General features: G+C 56.8%; 10 protein-coding genes and 1 pseudogene. 7 read left to right on the top strand and 4 right to left on the bottom strand.

Annotated features, from left to right (window positions below):
• The 7 genes and pseudogenes from Q363_RS21895 to Q363_RS21865 all read left to right on the top strand — a co-directional run.
• Positions 1-856, top strand: a pseudogene (locus tag Q363_RS21895) (PD40 domain-containing protein); the annotation flags it as partial.
• Positions 857-1,012: 156 nt separating this feature from the next.
• Entirely contained in the window at positions 1,013-3,592 is a 2,580-nt protein-coding gene (locus Q363_RS36545) for a WD40 repeat domain-containing serine/threonine protein kinase (RefSeq protein ID WP_084080634.1), read from the top strand.
• Positions 3,593-4,168: 576 nt separating this feature from the next.
• Positions 4,169-4,564: a MarR family winged helix-turn-helix transcriptional regulator gene (locus Q363_RS40895; protein ID WP_157467320.1), complete on the top strand. Its 396-nt coding sequence runs from the start codon at positions 4,169-4,171 to the stop codon at positions 4,562-4,564.
• Positions 4,565-4,637: 73 nt separating this feature from the next.
• Positions 4,638-5,189: a YceI family protein gene (locus Q363_RS21880; protein WP_035354779.1), complete on the top strand. Its 552-nt coding sequence runs from the start codon at positions 4,638-4,640 to the stop codon at positions 5,187-5,189.
• 61 nt (positions 5,190-5,250) lie between these two features.
• Positions 5,251-6,156 (top strand): pirin family protein, encoded by a 906-nt coding sequence (locus tag Q363_RS21875; protein WP_035354776.1) that lies wholly within the window; start codon positions 5,251-5,253, stop codon positions 6,154-6,156.
• Between the two features lie 203 nt (positions 6,157-6,359).
• A complete protein-coding gene (locus tag Q363_RS21870) occupies positions 6,360-6,833 on the top strand; it encodes a flavodoxin family protein (protein WP_035354774.1) in 474 nt (157 codons plus the stop codon).
• Positions 6,834-7,065: 232 nt separating this feature from the next.
• A complete protein-coding gene (locus Q363_RS21865) occupies positions 7,066-7,770 on the top strand; it encodes a pirin family protein (protein WP_035354771.1) in 705 nt (234 codons plus the stop codon).
• A 745-nt stretch (positions 7,771-8,515) separates the two neighbouring features.
• Here Q363_RS21865 and mobF read toward each other — a convergent pair.
• From mobF to Q363_RS36535, 4 genes are all read right to left on the bottom strand, one after another.
• Positions 8,516-11,227, bottom strand: a complete 2,712-nt coding sequence (gene mobF / locus Q363_RS21860; RefSeq protein WP_035354768.1) for a MobF family relaxase — start codon at positions 11,225-11,227, stop codon at positions 8,516-8,518.
• Between the two features lie 6 nt (positions 11,228-11,233).
• Positions 11,234-13,147, bottom strand: coding sequence for a type IV secretion system DNA-binding domain-containing protein (locus Q363_RS21855; RefSeq protein ID WP_035354766.1), 1,914 nt, complete (start codon positions 13,145-13,147; stop codon positions 11,234-11,236).
• A 2-nt stretch (positions 13,148-13,149) separates the two neighbouring features.
• Positions 13,150-13,539 carry a hypothetical protein gene (locus Q363_RS21850; protein WP_035354764.1) on the bottom strand — a complete coding sequence of 130 codons (390 nt, stop codon included), beginning with the start codon at positions 13,537-13,539 and terminating at the stop codon, positions 13,150-13,152.
• Between the two features lie 177 nt (positions 13,540-13,716).
• Positions 13,717-14,031 (bottom strand): hypothetical protein, encoded by a 315-nt coding sequence (locus Q363_RS36535; RefSeq protein WP_051979132.1) that lies wholly within the window; start codon positions 14,029-14,031, stop codon positions 13,717-13,719.
• Positions 14,032-14,043: the final 12 nt, after the last annotated feature.

Genomic DNA, 14,043 nt, shown 5'->3' with positions numbered 1-14,043 from the left:
GCGATCGAACATCTGGGTCGCGCCAAGCGCACGCCTCAACGCCGTCAAACAGATTACCTTCGCGACCGAGTCGTGGGCGTCGTGGCTCTCCTGGACGGCAGATGGAAGGATCGTTTACGGGAGCGATGCCAGCGGGGATGAGGACCTGTGGATCGTAGGTACTGACGGACGCAACCCTAAGCAGCTGACGGCGAACACGCTCACCAATGAGTTTCCATCCGTGTCACCCGACGGGCGTTTCGTCGCTTTTACCGGCGGTCGCACTGGCCTTCCCCACATCTGGAAGATGGATATCGACGGCGGCAATCCCCGACAACTTACGGACGAGGGAGGAGAAGCGGGGCCCTCCTGGTCCCCCGATGGCCGCTGGATTTATTACACCTCAATCCCGCCCGTTGGCGAGGCAGAAAAGTCAACGATATGGAGGATTCCGAGCAATGGCGGCACTCCCGCTCAGATTACAAGCAGTTACTCCTGGTGGGCTGACGCGTCGCCCGATAGCAAGCTGATCGCTTGCTTGTTCCGGAAATCAGATGGATCGCCGCTGAAGGTAGGCGTTCTGCCAGCAGAAGGTGGCACGCCTCTTAAGCTGTTTGAAATTCCTCCATTGGCGTCTAGGCTGACATGGCCACCTTTTCGGTGGTCCCACGATGGAAAGTCGTGGGTCGGCGTCGAGAACCGAAACGGCGTCTCAAATCTCTGGAGCTATCCTCTTGACGGAAGCAAACCCAAACAGTTGACCAATTTTCAATCCGACCTTGTATGGTCTTTTGCCTCGTCACCCGATGGCACCCAACTCGCGGTGTCTCGGGGCATGTCGGCGAGCAATGCTATTTTGATCAATAACGTTCAGTAGCTGATATTCGGCACGCTGGCAGGCCGAAATGCTACCTTGGGATTACTTCAGAGTCGACCGTAACACGGGAGTCGTCGCCGGGACTCCGGGTGGTTGCATTCACCCAAAGAGAACTCTGTCAGACAGTGTGGTGTTGGAGCTATAATCCGCCTTACCATGCCGTTAGTCGCAGGGACGAAATGGGATGGATACGAAGTCCTCGGCCTGCTAGGTGCAGGCGGGATGGGCGAGGTATACCGCGCGAGCGAACCGGCGCTGAAGCGTGAAGTCGCGATCAAAGTTATGCCTTCGTTTGTTTCGCGAGATCCAGACCGACTGCGGCGATTCGAGCAGGAGGCGCAGGCCGCAGCGGCCCTGAACCATCCCAATATTCTGGCCATCCACCGTTTCGGCGTCTTTGAGGGCGCGCCTTATCTTGTGTCGGAGTTACTGGAGGGCAGCGCTCTCAGGGAGCTGTTGCGGCACGGCGCCATACCGATTCGCAAAGCCATCGACTTTGGCGTTCAGATCGCGCATGGACTGGCAGCGGCGCATGACAAAGGCATCGTCCATCGCGATCTCAAGCCCGAAAACCTGTTTGTCACCAAAGACGGACGCGTCAAGATTCTAGACTTCGGCCTGGCCAAACTGACCCAGCGCCAAACGGACCTGGACGGCGCTGCGCCGACTCTGACGGCAGGAACCGATCCCGGCATGGTCATGGGCACCGCCGGCTACATGTCTCCCGAACAAGTCCGCGGGAAACCCGTCGACCACCATACCGACGTATTTGCCTTCGGCGCGATTCTCTACGAGATGGTTACCGGAAGGCGCGCGTTTCAGCGGCGTACCTCCGCGGAGACGATGACCGCGATCCTGAACGAGGAGCCGCCCAGCCTTTCGCAGATTGTGCAGGCTGCTCCTCCAGGACTGCAGCGGGTGGTTCATCGCTGCCTGGAGAAGAATGCCGAGCAGCGTTTTCAATCTGCATCGGATTTGGCGTTTGCACTCGAAGCCTTGTCGGATTCGGGAAGCAGTTCAGCTACGGCCCTTCCCCAAGGCTCGCGTTCACGGTGGTTATGGTTGCCTGCGACCGGCCTCGCCGCGATTCTGATCGCTGCGCTGATCGTATGGTGGCGCATGCCGCCCACAGTTCCAGCGGTGGAATCCGTCACTCAGCTCACCGAAGATGGCCAGCCGAAATCCATGATGGCCACTGATGGATCGCGGATTTACTTCAACGAAGGCGAGCCTGGCAATTGGAACATTGCGCAGGTCTCCGTGGCCGGTGGACCGACAGCACTGGTTGAAACCAGGCTTGCAAATTTCTATATCGCTGGATTGGCGCACGACGGTTCGGCATTACTCGCTTTAGTCGGAATCGCTCATGACATCAAATACGCTCTATGGTCAGTTCCGCTCCCCGCGGGAGAACCGCGCCGACTCGGCGGTATCGAGACGCAGAATGCGGATATCTTGCCGGACGGGCGCATCGCCTTCTCTAAATTCACTCCGGGAAAAGATGCTGCAGGAACAGACAGCAGAACGGACTGGTTCATTGCCGACAAGGACGGCTTGAACCCCCACAAGCTGGTCTCCTTTCCTGGGTTCGTTGGGAGAGTGTGGGTTGAACCTGACGGCCAGCGGGTTCTCCTGACCCAGGAGCAAGTAGGCAATCGCAGGCTGTTCGACATAGCAGCGGACGGGACAGGTCTCCGCGAGCTCCGGAAGCTCAGTCCCGATGAATGTTGCTTTGTTTGGACTTGGGACGAGAAATATCTCGTGTATGAATCCCGGAACGGCCTACAGTCCGACATTTGGGCGATTCCGATGGAAACAGGGGTTTTCCGCCGCCCGGGGAAACCGATCCGACTCACCAATGGACCGCTGCCCTACTCGTCTCCAACCCCGAGCCGTGATGGAAGACAGATTTTCGTCCTCGGCACGAAGCGGCGCGGCGAACTGGTTCGCTATGACATGAAGTCGCATCAATTCCAGCCGTTCCTCTCTGGAATTTCGGCGACAGATCCAACATTTTCCAGGGATGGAAAATGGGTTGCTTACGCTTCCTATCCGGACCGTACTCTGTGGCGCAGCCGCAGCGATGGAACCGAACGTATGCAGCTGACCTACCCTCCAATGAACGTGTTTTACCCGTTCATTTCCCCGGACGGAACGAAGGTCGCATTTCACACGAATAAGGGTGAAGTCTTTGTGATTGGCATGGAAGGCGGGCTGCCGCAGAGGATTAGCGAGAATGGCATCGGTGCGAATTGGTCCCCCGACGGAAATTATCTCTACTATCAACTCTATGTCCCGCCCGGCGGGGGTGGCGTGATCGCCGACGTCCGAACCGGAAAGAAATCCATTGTTCCTTCTTCTGAGCAAATGTGGGGCTTCTGGCTTACCCAGGACAGCCTGGTAGCCCCTAACGAAAAGCGAACGAATTTCCTGACCTTTAGTGTGAAAACCCAGAAATGGACCGACCTCGCCCCACGATACGTAGGCAACATTGAGCACTGGATGATATCGCCCGACGGCAAGTTTCTCTATTTCACCACTAAAGGCGCGGAACCAAAGGCCCTGCGCCTCCGATTCGCCGACCAGCGGGTAGAAACCATCACGAGCCTGAAAGACTTTCATCGTGCGGTGAATTACGGGGATACTCAGATCAATGTCGCGCCGGATGCCTCTCCGGTCTTCACGCGCGACACCGGCTATGAGGAAATCTACGCGCTGAATGTCCGCTGGCCGTGAGAACGATGCCGGAGCCTTTAGAAAATATTCTATGACAGACATGTTGGTGATGACGTTGTGCGGTCAGGGCTAGCTAATCAGCACCGTCTCATGTCCCACGTTCGATCGGTTTCTAGGTGGCTGACGACAATTCGGAAGCTACGGCCTTTTCATCTCGGTTTATGCGTCATCGCCTTAGCGCGTTTCCAGCCGTCGAGAGTGTGGAAATGTGCTAGGGCCTGTACGCAATAGTTGAGAATTGTAGTTATTCGAAAAGCGGACTTCACAGGCATTTCGGGTTACTTCCAGGTTGCCCGTAATCCAGGCACAATCGTGAGAACGTGCCGCTACCAGATATCGCGGCTTCAGATCGGCGACGGTGGTGCGCTCGAATGTCTCAGCATCCGGACCATGGCCGGAAAGTCGCGGAAGCATGAGGAGAGGGAGGACAGTCTCATTGTCAGCTCAACAAACGCCCGTCTACTATTGACAGAGTTCGTTATCACGACTATCGTTGTAACTAAATTGAGGACATCGACACAATCCGAAAATAAGCCGCGACCGACCGCCTGTCTCGAGGAAGCAACATACCTTGAGATGATGCGCACCACAGACATGCTGTCTCGTCGCTTGACGCAGGTGCTGAAGACGGAGGATCTCTCCTCTAACCAATACAACGTCCTCCGAATTTTGCGCGGCGCGCCGGACGGGCTACCCTGCAGCGAAATCGGGAACCGCATGATCACCCGAGACCCAGATATTACTCGCCTGCTCGATCGCCTGGAGAAGCGGAGTCTGATATCCCGTTGCCGGGAAAGCAAGGACCGACGCTTGGTGATGGCCCAAATCACTGCGGCAGGATTGGAACTTCTGGCTCGACTTGACGAGCCTGTGCGGGAAACCCATCGACGCCAGTTAGGCCACCTGGGCCGGGCGCGCCTGCGCACCTTGACCGACCTGCTGCGCGACAGCCGAGACCGATTGGCTCCCTGATTTTTTTTGAATTACTCTTTGTTGCAACGATTATCGTTCAAACTAAATCTAACACGCTGAAAGGACCACTACTATGAGCACACTCACCGCCCCCGCCATCAGCACCTGGAACATCGACCCGGTTCACTCCATCGCCGAGTTCAAGGTAAAGCACATGATGATTTCGAACGTAAAAGGGCAGTTCACCGCCGTGAAAGGAGCCCTGAACCTGCACGAAACCGATGTAACCCTCTCCGGCGTTGAAGCCGCGATTGAGGTCGCCTCGATTAACACGCGCGATGAAAGCCGCGACGCACATCTGAAGAGCGCCGATTTTTTCAACGCGGAAGAGTTTCCCACTATGTCCCTGAAGTCGACGCGCATCTACCGCAATCCCGATGGCGATCTGGTGGTTGCGAGCGATCTGACCATTCGCAATGTAACCCGCAACGTGGAATTCGTTCTCGAAGGACCTTCTCCAGCCGCCAAGGATCCCTGGGGCAATACCCGCATTGGCGTGGCGGCGACCACGAAGATCAACCGCAAGGACTTTGGCTTGACCTGGAACGCAGCTCTCGAGACGGGCGGAGTTCTGGTAGGCGAAGAGATCACTATCACTCTTGATCTCCAGTTCGTGAAGGCTTGAATTGACCGCCGCCGGGGACACATCGAAACGGCGTGTTCCCGGCGGCAACAAGGAGGAAGTTATGTCGCTCCGTGCCGTGAAAGAAGTGATTCAGACGAAACCTACCATCGAAGGCGCCGGTGTAAGGCTGGAGCGTGCCTTCGGCTTTGGGAAAACAAAGGAATTCGATCCTTTTCTGCTGCTGGACGATTTTCGGAATAACAACCCAAAAGATTATCTCGCCGGCTTCCCATGGCATCCGCACCGGGGCATCGAGACCATCACCTATGTGCTTGCCGGTTCGGTGGAACATGCCGACAGCCTGGGCAATAAGGGGCAAATGACGGCCGGCGACGTGCAGTGGATGACCGCTGGCAGGGGCATTCTGCACCAGGAGATGCCAAGTGGCGACCCGCAGGGCCGCATGCACGGTTTTCAGCTGTGGGCGAACCTGCCCTCGTCGCTGAAAATGACCGACCCGCGGTATCAGGACATTCCGTCGAGCGCGATCCCGGAGGTGACAGATGATGATGGCACTCGCGTGCGGATCATCTGCGGCGAGTTCTGGGGCCAGAGGGGGCCGGTGGAAGGCGTGGCCGCTGATCCGAACTATCTGGATATTTCGGTAGCACCTGGCCAGAGGAAGAGACTCAAGGTCGAGACGACTCGCAACGCCTTTGCCTATGTGTTCGCTGGCACAGGTACGTTCCGCGATGCTTCCGATCCGCGTGCTGTTCTTACCGAGCACGCGGCGAAACCCGAGGCAGCGCCGGCGTACGACATCGGAAACCACTCGCTGGTGCTGTTCGATCGCGGTGACGAGATTACGGTGCAAGCCGGGCCGGAAGGGATTCGCTTCCTACTGGTATCGGGTAGACCGATCGAGGAACCTGTGGCTTGGTACGGGCCCATCGTGATGAACACGCAGGAACAACTGCGCCAGGCAATGGCGGAGTTGCAAAGCGGCACTTTTATCAAGCAGCGGTGAATCGCGGGTCGGGCAACCGATCTCGCACGCGCTTCGCTTATCACTGTCACCGCGGGGGATCAGAAGCCGACAACGAAAATCATGGTGACGCGCTTCGACCCTCATTCTGTTTTTCCTATTGACGGACCGCTCGTTCGATAGTTCCCATCTACCGCGAAGGTTGGAGACAGTCATTCCGCAAGCTCAGAGTTAAGGATCCCGCAATGAAGAACGTACTCGTCATCTTTCAAGCTACTCAAGCTCGAACCGAGACCCTTGCCCTCGCGGCTGGTCTTGGAGCTGTGCAGTCTGGGGCCTTGATCCGATTAAGACACCTCACATCGTCAGCACCAGCTGAGCTCGAACACAAAGGTTATGGAACGCTGAAAGATTCCGACATTGTGTGGGCTGAAGCCATCGTGGTCGGAGTCGAAGCAGAAACTCCAATTCATGAGCTTGCGGAGTTCACTGATCTTGTGCGTCAGTTGGCGCAAACACAGTCACTCTCCGGAAAGCGACTTTTTGTATTTGGCCGCGAGGGAAAAGGCGACGCCGATAGCGAAGCTGTGGCCTATTTAAATCATGTTGCAATCCAGACGGGCATGACACTGATGGAGAGCGAGCTTCTATCGTCGCAGGCATTTGCGGACCCACTCGATTACCTGAACAGAGTCGGGCGGACACTAGCATCGGATTGATTCCATCTAACAGCAAAGAAACAAACGCTTCATCTGCTGGAAAGAAATTCATCTCGGAGATCTACCGCCGCCACGAGGCGGAACTTAAGTCGCTTATGAGCGGGTTATCGCCGGCAGAGTTGGCAACTCTGCATCGAGGACTCAAGAAAGTAGGACTCGCTGCAAGTGCGGCATCGAAAGAAGCGAGACCGACAGCACTGGAATCGATAAGGACACATCAAGGAGCATCACAATGATCACCGTTCGCAAAGCAAATGAAAGAGGCCACGCAAATCACGGCTGGCTGGACTCATACCACACATTTTCTTTCGCCAACTATCACGATCCGAAACACATGGGATTCCGCTCGCTCCGTGTCATCAATGAGGACCGCATTGCGCCTGACAGAGGATTTGGCGCCCATGCGCACCGGGACATGGAGATTCTCAGCTATGTTCTCAGGGGCAAGCTGGCGCATAAAGACAGCATGGGCCACACCGAAGTGCTTGGGCCCAACGAGATTCAGCGCATGTCTGCGGGAAACGGAGTCGTGCATAGCGAGTTCAACGGCTCGGATTCTGAACCTGTACATTTCCTGCAGATCTGGATTCAGCCCAGGAGCACAGGCATTCAACCTTCGTATGAACAACTGAAGTTCGAAGCGGAAGAGAAGAAGAATCGATTCAAGATTCTCGCTTCACCTGAACGAGAGCCAGGAGCGGCACTGATCAACCAGGATGCCAGAGTCTCTGTAGCCGAGATCGAGCCCGGTCACAAATTGACATACGGCCTCAAGGATGGTCGCCATGCCTGGGTTCATGTGATCGACGGAAGCATAGTATTGAACGGGACTTCCCTCTCCACTGGAGATGCGGTAGCCGTCAGCGATGAAGCTCTGCTCGAGATCGAAGGATCTGAGACGGGGAATAGCGAAGTGCTCGTCTTTGATCTGGCCTGACGTCAACGTCAATGCTCGGCTGGCGTGGCCTTCGAACTCGGAGCCACGCACAGGATCAACTTGCGCGGCACCACGTAGCCAAGGAGTTGCGCCGCATCACGAGCCGCGGCGTGAACTACGTCTTCGAGGCGAGTGGCCGCCGGAGTTGCTGCCGCACGCGGTCAATGCGCTCGCGCTCTCGGGCAGGTTGGCTGGTCGGATCGGCTGGAACCGACGGCGCCTAAGGCCGCTGGCGGGTTTCGCGCCAAGCAAACGCGCCAGGTTCCCCGCGGAAGACGCCAGACGATCTTGGAAACAGGGCGGCCGCGCGGTGACTCAGTCCTGAGAAGGCTTGTCGTCACCTATTCCGTTACTCCTGGTTTGTCGGCAAACCGCACCTTACTCCCCCTGAACTCGAGCCGGACATCGCCCTGATGACCGAACCGCAACCGCGGCACAGCACGCCTCCGGCGTGGATGAGACTTTGCACACTCTTTGGTAGTGGCCAGAGCTTTGTACAGGGGCCAACAATGGTGCACAGTGGCCGACATTGATGTGCAGGATCACGACCTCACAAATCGCCTTTGATGATCCTTGTAATGTACTTCTGACTTCTACGTCGTTCTGCTAGCCTTGTCGTAGGTTTCGGACACGATTGATTGTTCGGAACCCGGAGTTCCTCCATAGTCTTTGAGCGTGCATTGAGCGAGAAGATGGATCTAGTGGAGGCTGGCGGACGGGCTCTCCATATCACGGTTTTCAATTCTCAGATACCCATTCCAATTCCTTGGACAACTGAGGGCGTCTGACTCATTTCGATTGCCGAGGTCTTGGAGACGTCGACGCTCAGTTTCGGGTTGAGCTTAGTGATGTCGTCAGTAAAGAGAGTGGCCTCGTGGCTCGCGCGGGAGATCGAGACGTAGCCGAAACGAGAGTTGAGCAAGTCCGGGTGAACACCGGTGTCAGCATCGACCAAGACGCGCTCTGCGGTGATTCCCTGAGAACTGTGGCTAGTAACCGCATAACCGTGATCGAAATGGCGGTGCTGACTGGCGTCGAATTCTACGCGCCGGTTATTGTCGAGACGGGCAGTAATTTGGCCATCAGGTCCGACGAACTCTATGACGGCAAGGTCGCGATTGGCGACGCCCAGCCCCTTGTCGGGAGCAGTGAACTGAATACGGTCGCCGGCAGAGAAGTCATGCGCAACTTCACGATAGACGCTGACGCCGGCGAGGCGGCGTGGGTCGTAATTGGCTCGCTCACCCGTGGACTTCTCGACGGTAAGCACGTTGGCGGCCGAGTTTATGCCGACTACTGTTCCGTATTCTCCGGCTTGGATACCGGCGCTCTTGCTACCACGCGCATAACGGACGACGTCGTTGATCTCATAGCGACTGGCCCAGGAACGTTCCGCCCCGGTCATTTCCTGGCGCTGGATCAAGATCCGGAAGCTGTGATCTTCGGATCCAATGGTGCCGTTGGCTTTTAATTCTTGCCTCACGGCGGAGTTTAGCTCGCGCCGTGAAGCATTATCTGGTGAAACAATGAGCGTCTTTTCAGGTGACTCACTGTAGCTTCTGGCAATCGCCCGTATGCGCTCTTCAGTGTCGACAATTTCCCTGACACGTCCCTGTTTCTGAAGAGCGTCGAGCGCGGACGAAACTTGACCTGTGGCAAGCAATTCGACAGCAGATTTCAATGCTGGGTCGTTTTGCCGCACGATCTCGTCGAGTTTGGCGGTGCGCATTCCAGCCTCCTGCAATTGCTCGAATGGGCGGCCGGCTTCGACGCCCTGATGCTGACGCGTATCTCCGATCAACAACACACGGTCCTGAGGGGCGAGACGGGAAAGAAACTCACGCATCTGGTTCGTGGAGGCGAGGCTCGATTCATCGACAAAGTAGAAGTGCTTCTCATCTGTGGTGGCCGGAACTGACGACCGGACCAGGAATCCTTGCAGCGTTCCGGCCTGGACGCCGGCCTCGCCAAGCTGCCGCGCAGCGCGGGAAGTTGGGGTAAATCCCTCGACCTGATACCCCTGATACTCCGCAGCGCCGCGGATGACAGAGAGCGTCGTGGTCTTGCCCGATCCGGCGAAACCCTGGATGCCCTGAATACGGTCTGGCGAACTCAGCACGTCCTCAACCACGCTCCGCTGAGTACGGTTGAGGTGCTGGTGCTGATCGGCAACGGAGATTGCCTCAGATCGTGAGAGAACTGGCTCGACTTGGTTCCGGCCGTCCTGTACACGGCTGACGATTTCGTACTCGGCAGCAATAGTCTTGGCTGTCGTGAATTGACGACCGGGAATGTGCGCCCGCTCCACTGTCTGGAATTCTCCGGAAGCGATTCGAGCATTGAGATTGCCACGAACCTGTGCATAGGTGACATCGCCCATACCGCGCCGGAGCCCATCACGGATCAAAATCCGCTCGTCTACGACGGCCTCACGCTCGAAATTCTTATCGCGAGAAAAAGTGAGCGATTCCCGGACCCGATCGACTGAGTTTATGGGCTTCTCCTGATGTTGTTGCCGCTCTCGTGCCGCTCGAACAACGGCATCCGCCTGGTGCCCGAAGTCGGAGGCGAGCCTGCGATGCGCGGCCATAACCTCCGCGGGTGAGTGGATCTCCTTGCGGTCGCGCGTTGAGTGCGCGGCAATCTCTGCAGCCTCCCGACCACTGCGACCGGTACGCTCCATATACTCGCGAATCTGCTGACTCCGCGGACTGGAAGCGTCGAGGTATTCTTGCGTGTAGCCCTTGATCTCCGGCGCTCCGCTCCGACCAACCGTGATCTCATAGCCGAGTTCCTTCAGTCGGTAGGTCAGTTCAGATTGATAGACGGCGGTGGCAAACTGCTGCGAGGCGAAGAGGCTTTGCGGCTGGATTGCGCGTGCCTGGCCGTTCTCCCGCTCAGTCAGATTGAAAATGACCGCATGGGTATGGAGTTGCGGCGCAACATATCCATCCACCGGGCGAGCTGTATCATGCTCGAATTTTGCGGCGATGAATTTGCCTGTGGTCTGGGGCGGATGATTCCCACCAATGCGCGCCTGCGTGTAGTATTCGAGCTGTTCAAGGGCTGTGCTGACGCTCTCGCGGTGCGCTTCTCGCACCCGATCATCTCCGCCGACAAGCGCTGTTAACGAAACGGACTTAGGAGTCGAAAAGGTAGCGTCCCATCCCGCCCGATGCTCCATTGTCTTGACGGTCTTTCCGTCGGCGTCCTGGTACTCGTAGGACGCTCGCTGTCGGACGAGTTGCTCGCCTGTCTCCGGGTGCTGTCCCTGGCTGAGTTTTCCAAAAGCCTCAGCGGAAACCGCACCGCCGAGGCCGAACTGTGCAGCGAGACGGCCTTGCCACTCCCCTGCGATCACACCCCGTGACCAGTAGTTCTGCTCCTTCGCGGTGAATTCCCTCTGGTGATAGGTCTGTGCCTGACCCGCAGAGAGCGGCTTTGAAATGGTAAGCATGGGCGATTACTCCAACTGGTGCTCGGACGGTTGGACAGCGTGTTCCGGTGCCAGCAGATTCCCTTGCATCTCCTCCGGCTCTGGAGGAAGAGGAGTGCTCGGAATGATCAAGTCGTCCATCTTTCGTTCGTCGAATCCGGGGTTCTTCTCCCGAAGAGCGATGAACGGGAACGAGAATCGGGCGACATGATTCCCGTACTTCAAGAAGCCACGCAGGTCATCCAAACCTGAGACTTCTGAAGGCAGAACAAGCGGCTCGGTCTGCCGGTCAAGAGCGAAGTTCTTGCCCGCACGCGAGCCGTCGTAATGGGTCTCCCTAAGCCGCTCGATTTCGACTTCACCGATTGCTTCGCTTACCCATCTGGCAGCACGGGGCTCAGTCGTTCGCAGGAATATCTTGGTGGCCGGCTGCGACAGCATCGCCTCGGCATCCTGCCCATAGCGGGCATCCATCTGGCTGCGACCTTGGAATCCGAGGATGACCGGATTCTGTGACTTCCGATTCTCAGTGATGGCGGTGTGGAGCTGTGGCAGACGCTGCAAGCTGGCCAGTTCGTCGATCACAAACCAGACAGGTTTCTGGTCGGGCATCGGCTCATTGAGGAGGCGCAACACGAGAGTATCGATCCACAAACTTATTAGAGGGCGGAGCGCCTCGCGCATGGTCGGGCGGGATGTAATGAATATCCACCCTCGCCGGGACTCGGCCCACTGTGTGGCAGTCCAAGCCGAGCTTGTCTCATTCTCCTTGGGAAGCAGGCGAAAGCTGTCGGCGCTCATATTCAGTGAGCCTAGGACGCCGGTCCTCTGTTGTGGAGCCTTCGGATCGATCAGCATCCAATACTCGGTTCCCTTGACGCGACGATCAATCTCAGCCGGGTCGGACATCCATCTGACCAGGTCCTCGGGCGTCGGCAGATACGTCAAAAGATGAGCGAATATCTTCTGCGGAGCCTCAACGAAGAAGCGATTGGACACCCCTTCGGGTTGATAAAGCGAGACGGCCAGTGCCTTTGCTTCGGCTTTGCGGCGCAGCTCTTTGGATGGGTCCCAATACGGCATTCGAGCGTCAAGAGGATTGAGAACGATGTCGCCGCGATGTGGATTGTAAAACTGCTTCACGAACTCACAGGCCGGGTCGTAAACAATGGCGCTGTCACCTCGCGCTTCGACCTGATAAAGCATCTGGCGAATGACGCTCGACTTGCCGCTGCCGGTGTCGCCGACGATCAAGAAATGCTTGTTCTCGGCATCCCGTGGAATCCGCAACGGCTGCTTTGAATCGTTGGTCGTGATTCCGATGCCGTTCCCGGCGACGGCCTTTGTGAACTGCTTGCCATTCACAAGGACTGGGCCTTTGAGGCGCCGCCCATAGCGAAGATCCTTGATGCGCCGAATGTCCTTGCGAATTGAAAATGGTAGCTGCAACGCGAAGGCAACGAGGCCAAAGACGAGTTGCATCGTGAAGAGTCTGTAGATCGGTACATCCTGATAAATCCAACGAGCGATCCATGCATGCAACGCCTTGTTTTGATAGTTGCGGAGGCTTTCGCGCATCAGATAGAACGTGCCGTGCTTCGCCGCTTCTGGAGTAAGCATCAGAGGCAACGGCTTGCCGCCGAATTGGGGAGTCGAGCCTGGCTGCATATCACTGTCCAGCGCTGCTCTGCTCGGCTTTTCACCGTCCGAAACATAAAGCAATTGGTATTGGCTAACGGGATGAGTCAAGCCGGCAGTCTCGGTCCGCACGTAGTACGGGAGGTAGTAACGCTGGAGCGGCGAAAGACCGTATTGAAACCGGATGTAGATGAATAGACCGGCTAATATGCACGCGAAGATGAATGCTCCGAGGGTGTAAACGTAGCCACGCGGCGGCCAGATAATTGACTCTTTACGTCCCCATTGTTGAACGGTCGCCATAGTCATTTCTCCTTGTTCTGGCCGCGCTTGGCGAGTAGTTCTTGCGCTTGCGCGGCCTTGGTTGTCTGAACCCGGCGGTAGAGGGCAGCGAGTTGTTCTTGGGCCATCTTCTCGCCGCGCAGGAGCGGTTCGAGCGCATTCATGAGGAGCATCTGGATACCAACAAGCTCGGTAAAGAGGTGCATCTCCATCTCTCCGCAATTGCCAGCGACTGCCCCGCGCAACAACACATCACGTGCCCATTCGCTCGGCGCTTTCCCTTCTGCCTCGGCAGCCGCCAAGATCTGACGCTCCTCATCAGGCGTCAACTTCGTACCAATGCTTCGCGAGCGCGCCACTCTTCCTCTCAGGCGCCGCAAATTGTTCTCACGTTTTTCGCTTTGTCCGGGCATAAGTGCTCCAACTGACTTGTTCCTAGCAAGGAACGCGAAGGTAGCTAACGTCTGACATTTGATAAAGTTCGCAACGAGGAACTGAAGTTCCTTGGCAGTACCCTTTCAGGGGTGGAGTGTCAACTTTTACCCGGTGCGAAGCACCGTTCTCGTACCGGGTACGATTTAGATGGAGGATCATGCTCTTCGAACCGCCACAGCTTCATTGGGTTCCACCCCGACAGACGGCTTCTTCGGAGGCGTCTTAGAGGGAACCGAATTCCCAGTACCACGAGGGCGAAGAAGTTGAGGAACATTCTTAGATTGATCCGAGCTCTTGAAGACGGCGAATTCGCGGTCTTTTTCGAAGAGATATTCGAGACCTTTGTTGATGACTTCATCAGGTGTTGCACCGATGAAGGCTGCGTATTGATTGATCTGCATAACGATCGCGTCATCGAAACGAACATTCGCTGTGACTCGGCGAGTTTGAGTGACTTCAATGAGAGGCATAGGAGGACTCCT

It is taken from the genome of Edaphobacter aggregans DSM 19364, assembly GCF_000745965.1.
GTDB classification, from domain to species: Bacteria; Acidobacteriota; Terriglobia; order Terriglobales; family Acidobacteriaceae; genus Edaphobacter; species Edaphobacter aggregans.
The sequence above is the reverse complement of the archived record's forward strand: the minus strand, read 5'-3'. Positions and strand labels throughout refer to the sequence as shown.

Bases quoted from the DNA above. Each gene is read 5' to 3' on its own strand.
- Q363_RS21880 (WP_035354779.1), top strand. From the start codon at position 4,638: ATGAGCACACTCACCGCCCCCGCCATCAGCACCTGGAACATCGACCCG.
- Q363_RS36545 (WP_084080634.1), top strand. From the start codon at position 1,013: ATGCCGTTAGTCGCAGGGACGAAATGGGATGGATACGAAGTCCTCGGC.
- Q363_RS40895 (WP_157467320.1), top strand. From the start codon at position 4,169: ATGATGCGCACCACAGACATGCTGTCTCGTCGCTTGACGCAGGTGCTG.
- Q363_RS21850 (WP_035354764.1), bottom strand. From the start codon at position 13,539: ATGCCCGGACAAAGCGAAAAACGTGAGAACAATTTGCGGCGCCTGAGA.
- Q363_RS21865 (WP_035354771.1), top strand. From the start codon at position 7,066: ATGATCACCGTTCGCAAAGCAAATGAAAGAGGCCACGCAAATCACGGC.
- Q363_RS36535 (WP_051979132.1), bottom strand. From the start codon at position 14,031: ATGCCTCTCATTGAAGTCACTCAAACTCGCCGAGTCACAGCGAATGTT.
- mobF (WP_035354768.1), bottom strand. From the start codon at position 11,227: ATGCTTACCATTTCAAAGCCGCTCTCTGCGGGTCAGGCACAGACCTAT.
- Q363_RS21870 (WP_035354774.1), top strand. From the start codon at position 6,360: ATGAAGAACGTACTCGTCATCTTTCAAGCTACTCAAGCTCGAACCGAG.
- Q363_RS21875 (WP_035354776.1), top strand. From the start codon at position 5,251: ATGTCGCTCCGTGCCGTGAAAGAAGTGATTCAGACGAAACCTACCATC.
- Q363_RS21855 (WP_035354766.1), bottom strand. From the start codon at position 13,147: ATGGCGACCGTTCAACAATGGGGACGTAAAGAGTCAATTATCTGGCCG.